This window comes from Pseudomonas oryzihabitans (assembly GCF_006384975.1).
Taxonomy (GTDB): Bacteria; Pseudomonadota; Gammaproteobacteria; order Pseudomonadales; family Pseudomonadaceae; genus Chryseomonas; species Chryseomonas psychrotolerans_B.
Genome location: NZ_CP021645.1, coordinates 2,362,226 through 2,378,566 on the forward strand (window position 1 = coordinate 2,362,226; position 16,341 = coordinate 2,378,566).

The window sequence follows — 16,341 nt, forward strand, 5'->3', positions numbered from 1 at the left end:
GGCCCTCTGGCAGGGACTGCGACTCAGGGTCGCCCTGGTAAAGTAAGGCTATAAGGAATCCACAATAACAACCCAGGAGCCCCCATGAAGTCGCCTGCCCTTGGCCTATGCACCCTGCTGCTCGCTACCCTGCCTCTGATCAACGCCAAGGCCGACGTCATAACACTGAGATTTTCCCACGTCGTGGCGCCCGATACCCCCAAGGGCAAGGGCGCATTGCTGTTCCAGCAACTGGTGGCGCAGCGGCTCGCGGGCCAGGTCCAGGTGGAAGTGCTGCCCAATGGCACGGCCTTCGACGATGCCAACGAGTTGCAGGCACTACAGGACGGCAAGGTGGACATCCTCGCCCCGGCCATCAGCAAGCTCACCGCGCTCAGCCCGAAATTGAAGCTGTTCGATCTGCCGTTCCTGTTCGAGAGTCGTGCCGCGCTGGACCATTTCCAGACCCGTCCCAGCGGCAAGCAACTGCTACTCAGCCTGGAAAAGGTAGGCATCATCGGCCTGGCCTACTGGCCCAACGGTCTCAAGCAATTGTCGGCGCGCAAGCCGCTGCGCGAACCCGGCGATGCCAAGGGCCTGGTGTTTCGTATCCAGAATTCGGACGTACTCCAGACCCAGTTCGAAGTACTCGGCGCCAGCGCCGTCAAGCTGCCCTTCAACCAGACCCTGCCGGCACTCGCCAACGGCACCGTCAATGCCACCGAGAACACCTGGTCCAACTACTGGAGCCAGCGTCTCGACCAGCAGCAGCGCTACTTCACCGAAACCAACCACGGCGCCCTCGACTACCTGTTGATCGTCAGGGCCGACCGTTGGCGCACCCTGCCCTTCGCCGTGCGCAGCACCCTGGAAGAAATCATCGACCAGGTGACCTTCGAGGTGAAGAAGCAATCCGAAGCCGAGAATCAGCGTGACCGCGCCCGCATCGCGGCCACTGGCGGCAGTGAGATCCTGACGCTCACGCCCGAGCAGCGCGCCCGCTGGCGCGAGACCATGCGGCCGGTGTGGCAGCACTATGAGGGTGAGATCGGTGCCGCGCTGCTCAAGGCAGCGGAGACCTCGAACTAGAAGCGCCGCTGCGGCGGCTCGGCCCAACGCCGCAGGGGTACGCTGCCCGGCTCGCGGCACTGGAGATCGCGGAACGGCCCGGCGACCTGGGTCCAGCCCGGTCCCGGCGAGGTCTGGCTACAGAACTCCTGGCCATTGCTGGTGCTGCGCCAGCGCCAGTAGGCCGCCGGCTCGGCGAGAGCGTCCTGCGCCAGCATCGCCAGCATCGCGCCGGCCAATACCCGGCCGGCGCTCAGCCAGAACCTCCCTTGCGGTAGCCCGGTTGGTCTTTCGTCGTTGCCCAGGCTCTCGTCCTTCCCTCTTCGCCTTATGCGTAGCAAACCTACCCTCCTCGCCTTGGTCCTGGTCAGTACCAACCGCGTACCAGCGGTGTGCGCTCAGCTAGGAACGATACGGACAACGGCGGCTCGGATCCACCGTGACGACCTAGCGGCGCAGCATCTCGCCCCGTTGCGGCGCCAGGCGCGCCAACAGGCCATTCTGCGCGCGCTGCGGTACGCCCTGTTGCTGCATCGCCAGTTGCAGATCCTCTACCAAGGCATTGAAGTCGGCCGGTTGCAGATTCAGACCGCGATGACTCTCCGCCATGCTCGCCCCCTGGTAGCGACAGGGGCCGCCCGTCTCGGCACAGAATTGCTGGATGAGCAGCCTACGCAGACGGCCGATATCGACATTAGCGAAGTAGTGCCGAATACGCTCATCGCGCGCGACATTGAGCAACATGCCCTCGACGATCCGGGTGATGCCCGGCTGGCCGCCCAGCTCCTGGTAGAGCCGGTCATTCGCGGGCGGTTGGGGCGTACAGCCGAGCAGACTCGTCAGCAGGGCCACCAGCAGCCAAGGCTTCAGCTTCATCAGTAGCTCCCCTGCAACGACAGGTAGAGGCCCTGCTGGTGGTCCAGGGTGGCGATCTCGCCCAGCCAGGCGTAGGCCAGCACCAGCGACAGGTGCTTGTTGGGGAAATAGCCGACGAAGGTATCCACCCAGTCGCTCTCATGGGTGAAGGACAGATTCTGCGGCTTTTGCCGATACTCCATCCCCACAGCCCAGTGCGGATTGAGGAACACCGCCGCCGAGCCCTCTTTGAGCCACTGGCGACTGTCGTTGCGATCGCCACCGAAACCGAGCAGCCCCAGCTCGTTGGCGCGGCTGTAGCGCAGTCCGGCGTTCACCAGCAGGTTGTAGCCGAAGGCCCCACCGAGAAACAGCCGACTGGCGCCCAGATAACCTTCCACGTCACTGTCGCGCTGGGCACCCACCGCGGCGGGAATGGCGAAATCGCGCTGATGCTTGTACTGGATACCCAGGCTCACCTGCGGCATCCGGTCGTAGATCAGATCACCGGCGAGGCGCACCTTGGCGCCCACGACATCCTGGCTGAGGCTGTCTTCAGCGAGACTCAACCGGCGCCTCAGGGTTGGCATGTCCAACCGTTGGCGAGCATAGGACAGCTCCACCCGGTTGTCGTAGGCCACCGCGGCGCCGGCCACATCGAGTCGGTAATCGCCGGTCCATACGCGGGTGGCGAAGGCCGTCGCCCCGGGCTGCCCGCTTTCGCCATAGCCACCGATCACCGCCCAGGGCGTGATACCGCCGCCCGCGGCGCCCTCCAAACTGCTGGCGCCGCCGGTAGCCAGCAACTTGCCACCCTCAGCCTGCGCCCCCGTCGCCAGCAGCGCCAGGCCCATCAACCACCACCGCCTCACGAAAGCTCCTCTACCGCTGGCTCGGCCTGCCGTTCCATCCAGGCTTCGAACTCTCCGGCCGGAACCGGGCGGCTGATGTAGTAGCCCTGGATCACGTCGCAACCCCAACTGCGCAACAGTGCCAGGGTGCGACCTTCTTCGACGCCCTCGGCGACGACTTCCAGACCCAGGTTGTGCCCCATCTCGATGGTCGAACGCACGATGACGGCGTCATCGTTGCCCGGCTCCAACTCCCTGATGAAGGACTGATCGATCTTCAGCTCGTCCACTGGCAGGCGCTTGAGATGTGCCAGCGAGGCCTGGCCGGTGCCGTAATCGTCCACCGACAACCGGATGCCCATGACGGAGAGGCGCTTGAGCAGGGCAATGGCGGACTCGGGATCGGCCATGATGGCGCTCTCGGTGATCTCGAAGGTCAGCTGTCGCGCCGACACCCCTGCCTCGTCGAGCCAACGGATCACCCGCTCCGGCAGCTGGCTGTCGGCCAGATCCACCGCGGAGACGTTCAGCGACACCTTCACTTCGCGCCCCTCGGCCTGCCAGAGCGCCAGTTGACGAATGGCCGTCTGGATCACCCAGCGCGTGAGCCCAGCCATGCTGCCACTGCGCTCGGCCAGGGGAATGAACTCACCAGGCGAAATCATCCCCAGCTCGGCGTGCCGCCAGCGCAGCAACACCTCCGCCTGAGGCGACCCATCGCCACGCAAGGCCACCTTGGGCTGGAACACCAACATCAGCTCGCCGCGCTCGTCCGCCAGTGGCAGGTCGTGGACCAACTGCAGCCGTCGTTGCTGGGCCGCATCGCGTCCCTCGTCATAGACCCGCAGGCGATCCGGCAGCTGGCCGGCATCGAGCATAGCGCCACGGGCACGCTCGATCAGCACGCCGGCATCGTCACTGTGGCGCGGATACTCGGCGCCCCCGATCCGACAGCAGAGCCGGAATACCTGGCCCTCCCACTCAATGGGTTCGGCCAACAGCAGGCGCAGCTCCTCGGCCAACCCCACCGCGCCTTCGAGACTCATGCGACACACCTGCACGAGGAACTCGTCGCCGACCGGACGGGAAACGCAGCCACGGCCGGCGAGCAGGATCTGGGCGCGCTCGGCCACCACCTTGAGAATATGATCGCCGCCAGCGACCCCGGCGCTCTCGTTGATCGTCTGGAAGTCATCCAGGCCCACATACAGCAGCGATACCTGCGCCTGGGTCGCCATGAACACCCGTAGCCGCTCCTCGGCCAACATCCGATTGGGCAGGCCGGTCAAGGGATCGTGCAGGGCGTTGTGGTTAAGGCGCTGCTCCCGCTCGGCGATACCCTGCCGCATCCCCTCGAGCACCCGTCCCAGCCGGCCGAATTCATCGCGCCGCTGCACGTCCACCTTCACCGAATAATCGCCCTGGCCAATTCGCCAGGACACCACCGACAGCTGGCGCAGCGGCTGCGCCAGGTTGCGCGCCAGCAACAGGGCACCCAGCAGCGCCGCGAGCAGCGCGCCCCCGGCAATCAGCGCAAGTTGCCGCAGCAAAGGCTCGAACTCGGCCAAGGCGACGTCGAGCGAGCGCAGCAGATAGATGTACACCGGACTGTCGTTCGCGCCCAGCGTCAGCCGCTGGACCTGATAGAGATGACCCGCCAGGGTCACCTGCCAGGTATCGCCCACCGTCGGCGCCCCGGCAGCCGCCTGCACCAGCAATCGGCTCTGCTCGACCGGCAGCGTGCTGGCCACGGCCGACGCACCGCCCAGGAACACCACATGCAGGTTGATCAGCGAGCGAAATTCCTTCGCCATGGCCTGATCCATGGCGAAGGTCATCACCACCTGGGCGATGGGTAACGGCGCCCGTACCGGCACGGTTACCCTTAGCAGCGGCAGACCCGGACCTGCCACCACGCAACTGCCATCGTTGCCTGCAGCCGTCGGCGCGGGCAGGCGTTCGCCCTGGCTATGGGCCGCCACGGTACTGGCCATCAGCCGACCGTCCAGATCCAGCAAATAGGTATCACCGGCGCCAACCCGTGCGCCGTGGTTGGCCAGCACCGACCTCAGGGTCGGCACATCGCCATTGGCCACGGCATCGCGAAAGCCGAAATCGGCCGCCAGCACCTGCACCGCGTCGTTCAACCGGCGACAACGGCTATCCAGCACCTGGCGGAAGACCCGCGCACCGGTATCGAGCTGATCGTAGGACTGCCGGACCACACTGGCTTCGGTCGCGGCCTTGACCGTGAGATAGACCAGCGCAATCACCACCAGCATCAGCAGGAAGAGACTGCCGGCGATGCGGGTCTGAAAACTATGGATGAGTTTCATCGTGTGCCGCCTTGTGGAAGGCGTCCTCGAAGGCCGAGCTGGCCGGCTCCGCGGGTTGCGGTTTCGGCTGCACCGCCAGTTGGAGCCTGAGGGTCACCGGCTTGCCAGCTACGTTCAGATCGGGCTGGGCGATCTCGCGCTTGTCGCTCAGATCGGGATGCCAAAGTGCCAGCTTATAATGGCCGTCCGGCACCTCCAATCGGGCACGGCCCTGACCATCGGTCACCGCGGAGCGCCCTGCGGCCGTTACGTAGACATAGCCCACCATCCAGTCATGGATGTTGCAGCCCACCACCACCACGCCGGGTTGATCGAACACCACCGGCGTACTGGGAATGCCGTGATAGAGCGGTAGCTCGAAATGCTTGGGACTGGAAAAGGAATACACCTGGTGGCGGATGTCGTCGGTGTTGGGAAAACTGACCGCCGTCCCCGTGGGCACGACCAGGACATGGGGGACGAAACGGCGATTCTGCTGGTCGATGGCCGCGGAATGCCGCTCGGGCTGCAACCCCTGTCCGGACACCATCACCACCGCATCCGCCAGCGGCGCATCCTGGCTGTCGACCACCTGAACCGCGACCTCCGCGGCTTGCGTGGTGCCCAACGCCAACGCCAGCAACCCCACCATCACCTGCTTATTGTTCACTGCCTGACCTACCACACGCCTGTCCGATTCAACGCCGGCTATTCGGCGTGACCTCTGCTTTAGCGGCAATAGTCAGGGATTCTTTATCAGACAAGCGATGACTCATCACCCCAGCGGTCGCACTTCGCCCAACCAGCGGCGGTCAAGAGAGACAAGAGTCGCCCTGCGTTGAAAAAGCCACGGGCTCGCCCCATGTTGGCCTCACATCCAAGCCCAAGGTACGCCAATGAGCGATCAGGATAATCAAGCGGAAATTCTCAGCGAAGAAGCCGGCCAGACCGGCCTGGTACTGCCCGGCCAGAATCTTCCCGACAAGCTCTACATCATTCCCATCCATAACCGGCCATTCTTTCCGGCGCAGGTCCTGCCCGTCATCGTCAACGAAGAGCCCTGGGCGGAAACCCTGGAGCTGGTGGCCAAGACCGATCACCACTGCCTCGCGCTGTTCTACATGGACCAGCCACCCGCGGACGCCAACGACTTCGATCCCGATCAGCTCCCGCAGCACGGCACCCTGGTACGCATCCACCACGCCAGCCGCCAGGACGGCAAACTGCAATTCGTCGCCCAAGGCATCTCCCGGGTGCGTATTCGCGGCTGGCTGCGCCGCCAGCGTCCGCCCTACCTGGTGGAAGTCGAACACCTGCGCCCCAGCCCCGATCCCAGCGACGAGGTGAAGGCCTACGGCATGGCGCTGATCAACGCCATCAAGGAGCTGTTGCCGCTCAACCCGCTCTACAGCGAAGAGCTGAAGAACTACCTCAACCGCTTCAGCCCCAACGATCCCTCGCCGCTGACCGACTTCGCCGCCGCCCTGACCACCGCCCCGGGCGATGAACTGCAGCAGGTGCTCGACACCGTGCCCATGCTGCAGCGCATGGAGAAAGTCCTGCCGCTGCTGCGCAAGGAAGTGGAGGTCGCGCGCCTGCAGAAGGAGCTCTCCGCCGAGGTCAATCGCAAGATCAACGAACGCCAGCGCGAATTCTTCCTCAGGGAACAGCTCAAGCTGATCCAGCAGGAACTGGGTATCACCAAGGATGATCGCAGCAGCGATATCGAAAGCTTCCGCCAGCGCCTGGACGGCAAGGTCCTGCCCGAGGCGGCGCAGAAGCGCATCGACGACGAGCTCAACAAGCTCTCCATCCTCGAAACCGGCTCGCCCGAATATGGCGTCACCCGCAACTACCTGGACTGGGCCACCGACCTGCCCTGGGGCGTCCATGGCCAGGACAAACTCGACCTCAAACGCGCGCGCAAGGTGCTCGACCGGCACCATGCCGGGCTCGATGACATCAAGAATCGCATCCTCGAATTCCTCGCCGTAGGGGCCTTCAAGGGCGAGGTGGCCGGCTCCATCGTGCTGCTGGTAGGTCCGCCCGGCGTGGGCAAGACCAGCATCGGCAAGTCCATCGCCGAGTCCCTCGGCCGCCCCTTCTATCGCTTCAGCGTCGGTGGGATGAGAGACGAGGCCGAGATCAAGGGCCACCGCCGCACCTACATCGGCGCCATGCCCGGCAAACTCGTCCAGGCCCTGCGCGACGTCAAGGTGATGAACCCGGTCATCATGCTCGACGAGATCGACAAGATGGGCCAGAGCTACCAGGGCGATCCCGCCTCGGCACTCCTAGAGACGCTGGATCCGGAGCAGAACGTCGACTTCCTCGACCACTACCTGGACCTGCGCCTGGACCTGTCCAAGGTACTGTTCGTCTGTACCGCCAACACCCTGGACTCCATCCCCGGTCCGCTGCTGGATCGTATGGAGGTCATCCGTCTCTCCGGCTACATCGCCGAGGAGAAACAGGCCATCGCCAAGCGCCACCTGTGGCCCAAGCAACTGGACAAGGCCGGTGTGCCCAAGGACCGCCTGACCCTGACCGACAGCGCCCTGAAGGCCCTGGTGGAAGGCTACGCTCGCGAGGCCGGCGTGCGGCAACTGGAAAAGCAGCTGGGCAAGCTGGTACGCAAGGCCGTGGTCAAGCTCATCGAGACGCCAGAACTCAAGATCAAGATCGGCGCCTCGGATCTCGAGGACTACCTGGGCAAGCCCACCTTCCGCAAGGAGCAGGTGCTCTCCGGCGCCGGCATCATCACCGGCCTGGCCTGGACCAGCATGGGCGGCGCCACCCTGCCGGTGGAGGCGACCCGCATCCATACCCTGAACCGCGGCTTCAAGCTCACCGGCCAACTCGGCGATGTCATGAAGGAATCGGCCGAGATCGCCTACAGCTACGTCACCGCCCATCTCAAGGACTTCAAGGGCGACCCGAACTTCTTCGACCAGGCCTTCGTGCACCTGCACGTTCCCGAAGGCGCCACGCCCAAGGACGGCCCCAGCGCTGGCATCACCATGGCCTCCGCCCTGCTGTCGCTGGCGCGCAACCAGGCACCGAAGAAGAACGTGGCCATGACCGGCGAGCTGACCCTCACCGGCCAGGTACTGCCCATCGGTGGGGTCCGGGAAAAGGTCATCGCCGCGCGGCGCCAGAAGATCAATGAACTGATCCTGCCGGAGCCCAATCGCGGTGACTTCGAGGAGCTGCCCGCCTACCTCAAGGAAGGCCTGACCGTTCATTTCGCCCGGCGCTTCGCCGACGTGGCCAAGGTGCTCTTCTAAAAGCCGACCGCCCGGCCTCTTGGGGTATGCTCTGCGTTTTGCCGTCATACCCCGGAGGTTTCCATGTCCCCCCGCCACCTGTTCTGGAGCTGCCTGTTGCTGGCCGGTTGCAGCAGCACCCAGCCGAGCGGCAACCTCATCCTTGGCGACGACAGCGAATGCACCCCGCTGGCCATGCACACCGGCCAGGAGCTGACGCTGACCCTGCCCAGCGATCCCACCAGCGGCTATCGCTGGACCATTCTCCAGCGCAGCGACAACCTCAAGCAGCTGGGTCCGGAAGTCTTCCGCGAACAACGCCAGGATCAAGGCGGCGTCGGTAGCGCCGGTCAGTCTCTCTGGCGCTTCCGTGCCCAGAGTGCCGGCACGGCCCACCTCGAACTCCAGGCCCGCCAACCCTGGGATGCCGAGGCCGAGCCCCAGGCGCGCTTCGACTGCCGCATCGAAATCCGCTAGAGCAGCGTCCTGCGTCACCGGCCGGGGGTACAATGCCCCCTTTCGATTTTCCAGGTACCGCCCATGAGCGAAGCCGACCGCCTGTTCGCGTCGCCGCAGCCTCCTGCCGACTTCACCTTCAACGAAGACGTGGTGCGCGTCTTTCCCGACATGATCAAGAGATCCGTGCCGGGTTACCCCACCATCGTCGAAAACCTCGGCGTCATCGCTGCGCGTTTCGCCCAGCCCAACAGCCGCCTCTATGACCTCGGTTGCTCGCTGGGCGCCGTCACCCAAGCCCTGCGACGCCACGTCCGCGTCCAAGGTGCCCGCGTGGTGGCCATCGACAACTCCACGGCCATGGTCACCCGCTGTCGTGAATACCTGAGTGCCCAGGATTCCATGCATGAGGAGCTGCTGCCGGTGGATGTCATGGAAGCCGATATCCTCGAAGCTTCGCTCGAGCCGGCCTCGGTCATCGCCCTCAACTTCACCCTGCAGTTCATCGCACCGGAACACCGTCTGCCCCTACTCGGCCGACTGCGTTCCAGTCTGCTCTCCGGTGGCGCCCTGCTGTTATCGGAAAAGATCCGCTTCCCGGACGACCAGACCCAGCAATTGCTCAACGGCCTGCACCTGGACTTCAAACGCGCCAATGGCTACAGCGAGCTGGAAATCGCGCAGAAACGCACCGCGCTGGAAAATGTCATGCTGACCGACACCCTGGACGAACACCGCGCCCGCTTGCAGGCCGCTGGCTTCTCCACTGTCGTCCCCTGGTTCCAATGCCTGAACTTCGCCTCCCTGATCGCCCTGCCATGACCCTGCCTGCTTATATCGCTGAACTGCAACAGGCCCTTGCGGACACCCCACTCGCCAGTTGGTCCCACGCCCTCGAAGCCGTACTGGCCGCCAAGTACGCTCGAGGTCATGGCGACCTCCAGCGCTGGCAGGCCGGCCTCGATGCCCTGCCCGACCTCGTCGTCGAGCACGTTGAATTACGCGACAGGTTGCGCCTCGACGGCAGTCTTTCCACCGAGCAATACCAGGCACTGCGCGATGCCCTGTTGCAACTGCGTCCCTGGCGCAAAGGCCCCTTCCAACTGTTCGACCTGCACCTGGACACCGAATGGCGTTCCGACTGGAAATGGGATCGGGTATCTCCGCACCTCGACCTGCAGGGTAAGCGTGTCCTGGACGTCGGTAGCGGCAATGGCTACTACCAGTGGCGCATGCTCGGCGCCGGAGCCAGCACCGTGATCGGCGTCGACCCCAACTGGCTGTTCCACTGCCAATTCCAGGCCCTGCGCCGCTATCTGCCCGACCTGCCCACCTGGCACCTGCCCCTTACGCTGGAAGAATTGCCTGCATTGGAAGGCGGCTTCGATACGGTCTTCTCCATGGGTGTGCTCTATCACCGCCGCTCACCCATCGATCATCTGCTGGACCTCAAGAACTGCCTCGATAGCGGCGGTGAGCTGGTCCTGGAAACCCTGGTCGTCGAAGGCGATGCCACCACCGTTCTGGTACCCGAAGACCGCTACGCGCAGATGCGCAACGTTTGGTTCCTGCCCTCCGCGGCCGCCCTGCAACTCTGGCTGCAACGCGCCGGTTACCGCGACGTCCGCCTGGTGGACCTCACCCCCACGACGGTAGACGAACAGCGCTCCACCGAATGGATGGGCTTCCAATCGCTGCCGGACTTCCTGAATGCGGAAGACCCACGCCTGACCGTCGAAGGCCTCCCCGCCCCCCTGCGCGCCACCCTGATAGCCCGCAAACCCTGAACGCAAAAAGCCCGGCATCTACCGGGCTTTTTCTTGCTCTTGTAACGCTGTGGTAGGTTGGGTTGAGCGCAACGACGCCCAACATCCAGCTGATCGCGGCCATGGGCCGCTCCTACGACTTGCCTCCTAGTAAGAGCGGCCGCATCGGCGGACTGCCATGGCCACAACAGCCCGGCGCAGCCGGGCTGTTGTGGCAATTTTGCTCTTTTCGGAGTGCCACCAGTGACCGTCTAGCAGGCTCTGCGCCAAGCTCTCCGCCACTCCGCTCCTGGTCCCCTCTCCCCCGGGAGAGGGCTAGGGTGAGGGCAACCTCAGCGACTTAGCCCCAGGCTTTCGCTGGCCAATTCTCTGCCCCCAGCGCCTAGGCGCCCCGAGGCCCAGCCAAACTTTTTCCCGCCCCAAAGACAACACCCCCGCCAGAATGAACTGAGCGGGGGTGCTGGGTATTAGGCGCTTGACGATGACCTACTCTCACATGGGGAAACCCCACACTACCATCGGCGATGCATCGTTTCACTTCTGAGTTCGGGAAGGGATCAGGTGGTTCCAATGCTCTATGTTCGTCAAGCAATTCGGTTGGCTGGCCAGGCGATGACGCTGCCTGGTTGGCCCAATTGGGTCGGTGACAGAAGTAAACGTGTCGTCTTGGGTCTTGCGAACCCACGCGTCGTTTTCGGCGTCGTCTTCCTCACGCTCTGACACACGGTCAGATTGTTTGGGTGTTATATGGTCAAGCCTCACGGGCAATTAGTATCGGTTAGCTCAACGCCTCACAGCGCTTACACACCCGACCTATCAACGTCGTAGTCTTCGACGGCCCTTCAGGAAGCTCAAGGCTCCAGTGAGATCTCATCTTGAGGCAAGTTTCCCGCTTAGATGCTTTCAGCGGTTATCTCTTCCGAACATAGCTACCCGGCAATGCCACTGGCGTGACAACCGGAACACCAGAGGTTCGTCCACTCCGGTCCTCTCGTACTAGGAGCAGCCCCTCTCAAATCTCAAACGTCCACGGCAGATAGGGACCGAACTGTCTCACGACGTTCTAAACCCAGCTCGCGTACCACTTTAAATGGCGAACAGCCATACCCTTGGGACCGGCTTCAGCCCCAGGATGTGATGAGCCGACATCGAGGTGCCAAACACCGCCGTCGATATGAACTCTTGGGCGGTATCAGCCTGTTATCCCCGGAGTACCTTTTATCCGTTGAGCGATGGCCCTTCCATACAGAACCACCGGATCACTAAGACCTACTTTCGTACCTGCTCGACGTGTCTGTCTCGCAGTCAAGCGCGCTTTTGCCTTTATACTCTGCGACCGATTTCCGACCGGTCTGAGCGCACCTTCGTACTCCTCCGTTACTCTTTAGGAGGAGACCGCCCCAGTCAAACTGCCCACCATACACTGTCCTCGATCCGGATGACGGACCAGAGTTAGAACCTCAAGGTTGCCAGGGTGGTATTTCAAGGATGGCTCCATGGGAACTGGCGTCCCCACTTCAAAGCCTCCCACCTATCCTACACAAGCAAGCTCAAAGTCCAGTGCAAAGCTACAGTAAAGGTTCACGGGGTCTTTCCGTCTAGCCGCGGATACACTGCATCTTCACAGCGATTTCAATTTCACTGAGTCTCGGGTGGAGACAGCGCCGCCATCGTTACGCCATTCGTGCAGGTCGGAACTTACCCGACAAGGAATTTCGCTACCTTAGGACCGTTATAGTTACGGCCGCCGTTTACCGGGGCTTCGATCAAGAGCTTCGCTTGCGCTAACCCCATCAATTAACCTTCCGGCACCGGGCAGGCGTCACACCCTATACGTCCACTTTCGTGTTTGCAGAGTGCTGTGTTTTTAATAAACAGTCGCAGCGGCCTGGTATCTTCGACCGGCATGAGCTTACGGGGTAAACCCTTCACCCTCACCGGCGCACCTTCTCCCGAAGTTACGGTGCCATTTTGCCTAGTTCCTTCACCCGAGTTCTCTCAAGCGCCTTGGTATTCTCTACCCGACCACCTGTGTCGGTTTGGGGTACGGTTCCTAGTTACCTGAAGCTTAGAGGCTTTTCCTGGAAGCATGGCATCAACCACTTCCCCTTCTAAAAGAAGGGTCGTCATCAGCTCTCGGCCTTGACCGTCCGGATTTACCTAAACGATCAGCCTACCACCTTAAACTTGGACAACCAACGCCAAGCTGGCCTAGCCTTCTCCGTCCCCCCATCGCAGTAACTAGAAGTACGGGAATATTAACCCGTTTCCCATCGACTACGCCTTTCAGCCTCGCCTTAGGGACCGACTCACCCTGCGTCGATTAACGTTGCGCAGGAACCCTTGGTCTTTCGGCGTGCGAGTTTTTCACTCGCATTGTCGTTACTCATGTCAGCATTCGCACTTCTGATACCTCCAGCAAGCTTCTCAACTCACCTTCACAGGCTTACAGAACGCTCCTCTACCGCATCACCAGAGGTGATACCCGTAGCTTCGGTGCCTGGTTTGAGCCCCGTTACATCTTCCGCGCAGGCCGACTCGACTAGTGAGCTATTACGCTTTCTTTAAAGGGTGGCTGCTTCTAAGCCAACCTCCTAGCTGTCTAAGCCTTCCCACATCGTTTACCACTTAACCAGGACTTTGGGACCTTAGCTGACGGTCTGGGTTGTTTCCCTTTTCACGACGGACGTTAGCACCCGCCGTGTGTCTCCCATGCTCGGCACTTCTGGGTATTCGGAGTTTGCATCGGTTTGGTAAGTCGGGATGACCCCCTAGCCGAAACAGTGCTCTACCCCCCAGAGTGATACATGAGGCGCTACCTAAATAGCTTTCGAGGAGAACCAGCTATCTCCGAGCTTGATTAGCCTTTCACTCCGATCCACAAGTCATCCCCTACCTTTTCAACGGGAGTGGGTTCGGTCCTCCAGTCAGTGTTACCTAACCTTCAACCTGCTCATGGATAGATCGCCCGGTTTCGGGTCTATTCCCAGCGACTAGACGCCCTATTAAGACTCGCTTTCGCTACGCCTCCCCTATTCGGTTAAGCTCGCCACTGAAAATAAGTCGCTGACCCATTATACAAAAGGTACGCAGTCACCTAACAAAGTAGGCTCCCACTGCTTGTACGCATACGGTTTCAGGTTCTATTTCACTCCCCTCTCCGGGGTTCTTTTCGCCTTTCCCTCACGGTACTGGTTCACTATCGGTCAGTCAGGAGTATTTAGCCTTGGAGGATGGTCCCCCCATATTCAGACAGGGTTTCTCGTGCCCCGTCCTACTCGATTTCATTGATAAGAGCGTTTCGCGTACAGGGCTATCACCCACTATGGCCGCACTTTCCAGAGCGTTCCGCTACTCTCAAATCAACTTAAGGGCTGGTCCCCGTTCGCTCGCCACTACTAAGGGAATCTCGGTTGATTTCTATTCCTCAGGGTACTTAGATGTTTCAGTTCCCCTGGTTCGCCTCTTAACCCTATGGATTCAGGTTAAGATACCTAGGTTATCCTAGGTGGGTTCCCCCATTCAGAGATCTCCGGGTCACAGGTCATTTGCCACCTCACCGAAGCTTATCGCAGGCTATCACGTCTTTCATCGCCTCTGACTGCCAAGGCATCCACCGTATGCGCTTCTTCACTTGACCATATAACCCCAAGCAATCTCGCTGGCATCCAAGGATGCTACCGATCTGCAGGCGTTAGATGAGTGAAGACGACATTTCGCCGAAAACTTGCGCTTGAGTTCGCAAGATTTTACCTTGACGACATCGATTGCCAGTGAAAACAATCAATGCAGTCTACTTCTATCACTTTCCCAATTTTTTAAAGAACAGTTCTGATCAAAGACCAGACATCAGAGTTTGGGCAGCACCAAGCGGTGCATCAAACGCTCATGTCTGAGCTTTCAAGCAATTGTGTTAGTCAGGTGACTGGCAGTGACGCGCATGGGCCACCAAGGAAATGGTGGAGCCAAGGAGGATCGAACTCCTGACCTCCTGCGTGCAAAGCAGGCGCTCTCCCAGCTGAGCTATGGCCCCATCGATTGGTGGGTCTGGGCAGATTCGAACTGCCGACCTCACCCTTATCAGGGGTGCGCTCTAACCAACTGAGCTACAGACCCAATCGTCTTACCTTGAGTCTATCTAACTCAATTGCTCTTCTATCAGTGAATCAAGCAATTCGTGTGGGAGCTTGTCAGCAAGCTGACATCTTCGATTAAGGAGGTGATCCAGCCGCAGGTTCCCCTACGGCTACCTTGTTACGACTTCACCCCAGTCATGAATCACTCCGTGGTAACCGTCCTCCCGAAGGTTAGACTAGCTACTTCTGGAGCAACCCACTCCCATGGTGTGACGGGCGGTGTGTACAAGGCCCGGGAACGTATTCACCGTGACGTTCTGATTCACGATTACTAGCGATTCCGACTTCACGCAGTCGAGTTGCAGACTGCGATCCGGACTACGATCGGTTTTATGGGATTAGCTCCACCTCGCGGCTTGGCAACCCTTTGTACCGACCATTGTAGCACGTGTGTAGCCCTGGCCGTAAGGGCCATGATGACTTGACGTCATCCCCACCTTCCTCCGGTTTGTCACCGGCAGTCTCCTTAGAGTGCCCACCATAATGTGCTGGTAACTAAGGACAAGGGTTGCGCTCGTTACGGGACTTAACCCAACATCTCACGACACGAGCTGACGACAGCCATGCAGCACCTGTGTCTGAGTTCCCGAAGGCACCAATCCATCTCTGGAAAGTTCTCAGCATGTCAAGGCCAGGTAAGGTTCTTCGCGTTGCTTCGAATTAAACCACATGCTCCACCGCTTGTGCGGGCCCCCGTCAATTCATTTGAGTTTTAACCTTGCGGCCGTACTCCCCAGGCGGTCAACTTAATGCGTTAGCTGCGCCACTAAGATCTCAAGGATCCCAACGGCTAGTTGACATCGTTTACGGCGTGGACTACCAGGGTATCTAATCCTGTTTGCTCCCCACGCTTTCGCACCTCAGTGTCAGTGTCAGTCCAGGTAGTCGCCTTCGCCACTGGTGTTCCTTCCAATATCTACGCATTTCACCGCTACACTGGAAATTCCACTACCCTCTACCGCACTCTAGCCAGACAGTTTTGGATGCAGTTCCCAGGTTGAGCCCGGGGATTTCACATCCAACTTATCAAGCCACCTACGCGCGCTTTACGCCCAGTAATTCCGATTAACGCTTGCACCCTTCGTATTACCGCGGCTGCTGGCACGAAGTTAGCCGGTGCTTATTCTGTTGGTAACGTCAAAACTCACAGGTATTCGCTGTAAGCCCTTCCTCCCAACTTAAAGTGCTTTACGACCCGAGGGCCTTCTTCACACACGCGGCATGGCTGGATCAGGCTTTCGCCCATTGTCCAATATTCCCCACTGCTGCCTCCCGTAGGAGTCTGGACCGTGTCTCAGTTCCAGTGTGACTGATCATCCTCTCAGACCAGTTACGGATCGTCGCCTTGGTAGGCCTTTACCCCACCAACTAGCTAATCCGACCTAGGCTCATCCAATAGCGTGAGGTCCGAAGATCCCCCACTTTCTCCCGTAGGACGTATGCGGTATTAGCGTTCCTTTCGAAACGTTGTCCCCCACTACTGGGCAGATTCCTAGGCATTACTCACCCGTCCGCCGCTGAATCGAGGAGCAAGCTCCTCTCATCCGCTCGACTTGCATGTGTTAGGCCTGCCGCCAGCGTTCAATCTGAGCCATGATCAAACTCTTCAGTTAAGTAGACTGATCGGGTTTTGAGAAAACCCTAAACTT

At 60.8% G+C, this 16,341-nt stretch carries 10 protein-coding genes, 2 tRNA genes and 3 rRNA genes; 5 read left to right on the top strand and 10 right to left on the bottom strand.

Annotated elements, in window-relative coordinates; all coding sequences use genetic code 11:
- The first annotated feature begins 84 nt into the window (after nt 1-84).
- The gene (locus tag CCZ28_RS10480) at nt 85-1,068 is read left to right on the top strand and encodes a DctP family TRAP transporter solute-binding subunit (protein WP_140217839.1); all 984 of its coding nucleotides are present in this window, start codon (nt 85-87) and stop codon (nt 1,066-1,068) included.
- On the opposite strand, the gene CCZ28_RS10485 is transcribed toward CCZ28_RS10480, so the two are convergent.
- From CCZ28_RS10485 to CCZ28_RS10505, 5 genes are all read right to left on the bottom strand, one after another.
- Nucleotides 1,065-1,274 carry a hypothetical protein gene (locus tag CCZ28_RS10485; RefSeq protein ID WP_140217841.1) on the bottom strand — a complete coding sequence of 70 codons (210 nt, stop codon included), beginning with the start codon at nt 1,272-1,274 and terminating at the stop codon, nt 1,065-1,067. The genes CCZ28_RS10480 and CCZ28_RS10485 overlap by 4 nt on opposite strands.
- Nucleotides 1,275-1,494: 220 nt before the next feature.
- Nucleotides 1,495-1,917, bottom strand: a complete 423-nt coding sequence (locus tag CCZ28_RS10490) for a group I truncated hemoglobin (protein WP_167509294.1) — start codon at nt 1,915-1,917, stop codon at nt 1,495-1,497.
- Between the two features lie 5 nt (nt 1,918-1,922).
- A complete protein-coding gene (locus CCZ28_RS10495; protein ID WP_140221322.1) occupies nt 1,923-2,756 on the bottom strand; it encodes a DUF3034 family protein in 834 nt (277 codons plus the stop codon).
- 14 nt (nt 2,757-2,770) lie between these two features.
- Complete coding sequence (locus CCZ28_RS10500) at nt 2,771-5,089, bottom strand: putative bifunctional diguanylate cyclase/phosphodiesterase (protein ID WP_140217845.1); 2,319 nt, start codon at nt 5,087-5,089, stop codon at nt 2,771-2,773.
- Nucleotides 5,073-5,720: a methylamine utilization protein gene (locus tag CCZ28_RS10505; protein WP_167509295.1), complete on the bottom strand. Its 648-nt coding sequence runs from the start codon at nt 5,718-5,720 to the stop codon at nt 5,073-5,075. Before CCZ28_RS10505 ends, CCZ28_RS10500 begins: the two co-directional genes overlap by 17 nt.
- 244 nt (nt 5,721-5,964) lie before the next feature.
- Between CCZ28_RS10505 and lon the strand changes: the two genes are divergently transcribed.
- From lon to cmoB, 4 genes are all read left to right on the top strand, one after another.
- Nucleotides 5,965-8,355: an endopeptidase La gene (lon, locus tag CCZ28_RS10510; RefSeq protein WP_140217849.1), complete on the top strand. Its 2,391-nt coding sequence runs from the start codon at nt 5,965-5,967 to the stop codon at nt 8,353-8,355.
- A 63-nt stretch (nt 8,356-8,418) separates the two neighbouring features.
- A complete protein-coding gene (locus CCZ28_RS10515; RefSeq protein ID WP_058764184.1) occupies nt 8,419-8,811 on the top strand; it encodes a protease inhibitor I42 family protein in 393 nt (130 codons plus the stop codon).
- Nucleotides 8,812-8,874: 63 nt separating this feature from the next.
- Nucleotides 8,875-9,612 carry a carboxy-S-adenosyl-L-methionine synthase CmoA gene (gene cmoA / locus CCZ28_RS10520; protein WP_140217851.1) on the top strand — a complete coding sequence of 246 codons (738 nt, stop codon included), beginning with the start codon at nt 8,875-8,877 and terminating at the stop codon, nt 9,610-9,612.
- Nucleotides 9,609-10,577: a tRNA 5-methoxyuridine(34)/uridine 5-oxyacetic acid(34) synthase CmoB gene (cmoB, locus tag CCZ28_RS10525; protein ID WP_140217853.1), complete on the top strand. Its 969-nt coding sequence runs from the start codon at nt 9,609-9,611 to the stop codon at nt 10,575-10,577. The genes cmoA and cmoB overlap by 4 nt, the downstream gene beginning before the upstream one ends.
- A gap of 452 nt (nt 10,578-11,029) precedes the next feature.
- Here the strand turns inward: cmoB and rrf are convergent.
- The 5 genes from rrf to CCZ28_RS10550 all read right to left on the bottom strand — a co-directional run bounded on the left by rrf (nt 11,030) and on the right by CCZ28_RS10550 (nt 16,305).
- Nucleotides 11,030-11,145: ribosomal RNA gene (gene rrf / locus CCZ28_RS10530) — 5S ribosomal RNA — on the bottom strand.
- 158 nt (nt 11,146-11,303) lie between these two features.
- Nucleotides 11,304-14,196: ribosomal RNA gene (locus CCZ28_RS10535) — 23S ribosomal RNA — on the bottom strand.
- A 317-nt stretch (nt 14,197-14,513) separates the two neighbouring features.
- Nucleotides 14,514-14,589 (bottom strand) — tRNA-Ala (locus tag CCZ28_RS10540).
- Nucleotides 14,590-14,595: 6 nt separating this feature from the next.
- A tRNA-Ile gene (locus CCZ28_RS10545) sits at nt 14,596-14,672 on the bottom strand.
- Nucleotides 14,673-14,768: 96 nt separating this feature from the next.
- Nucleotides 14,769-16,305 (bottom strand): 16S ribosomal RNA (locus CCZ28_RS10550).
- The 16S, 23S and 5S rRNA genes sit together here with 2 tRNA genes alongside, the layout of an rRNA operon.
- Between the last annotated feature and the right edge of the window lie 36 nt (nt 16,306-16,341).

Excerpts from the sequence above, each read along its gene's own strand:
- CCZ28_RS10500 (WP_140217845.1), bottom strand. The coding sequence starts at position 5,089 with ATGAAACTCATCCATAGTTTTCAGACCCGCATCGCCGGCAGTCTCTTC.
- CCZ28_RS10505 (WP_167509295.1), bottom strand. The coding sequence starts at position 5,720 with ATGGTGGGGTTGCTGGCGTTGGCGTTGGGCACCACGCAAGCCGCGGAG.
- CCZ28_RS10485 (WP_140217841.1), bottom strand. The coding sequence starts at position 1,274 with ATGCTGGCGATGCTGGCGCAGGACGCTCTCGCCGAGCCGGCGGCCTAC.
- lon (WP_140217849.1), top strand. The coding sequence starts at position 5,965 with ATGAGCGATCAGGATAATCAAGCGGAAATTCTCAGCGAAGAAGCCGGC.
- CCZ28_RS10480 (WP_140217839.1), top strand. The coding sequence starts at position 85 with ATGAAGTCGCCTGCCCTTGGCCTATGCACCCTGCTGCTCGCTACCCTG.
- cmoA (WP_140217851.1), top strand. The coding sequence starts at position 8,875 with ATGAGCGAAGCCGACCGCCTGTTCGCGTCGCCGCAGCCTCCTGCCGAC.
- CCZ28_RS10515 (WP_058764184.1), top strand. The coding sequence starts at position 8,419 with ATGTCCCCCCGCCACCTGTTCTGGAGCTGCCTGTTGCTGGCCGGTTGC.
- cmoB (WP_140217853.1), top strand. The coding sequence starts at position 9,609 with ATGACCCTGCCTGCTTATATCGCTGAACTGCAACAGGCCCTTGCGGAC.
- CCZ28_RS10495 (WP_140221322.1), bottom strand. The coding sequence starts at position 2,756 with ATGGGCCTGGCGCTGCTGGCGACGGGGGCGCAGGCTGAGGGTGGCAAG.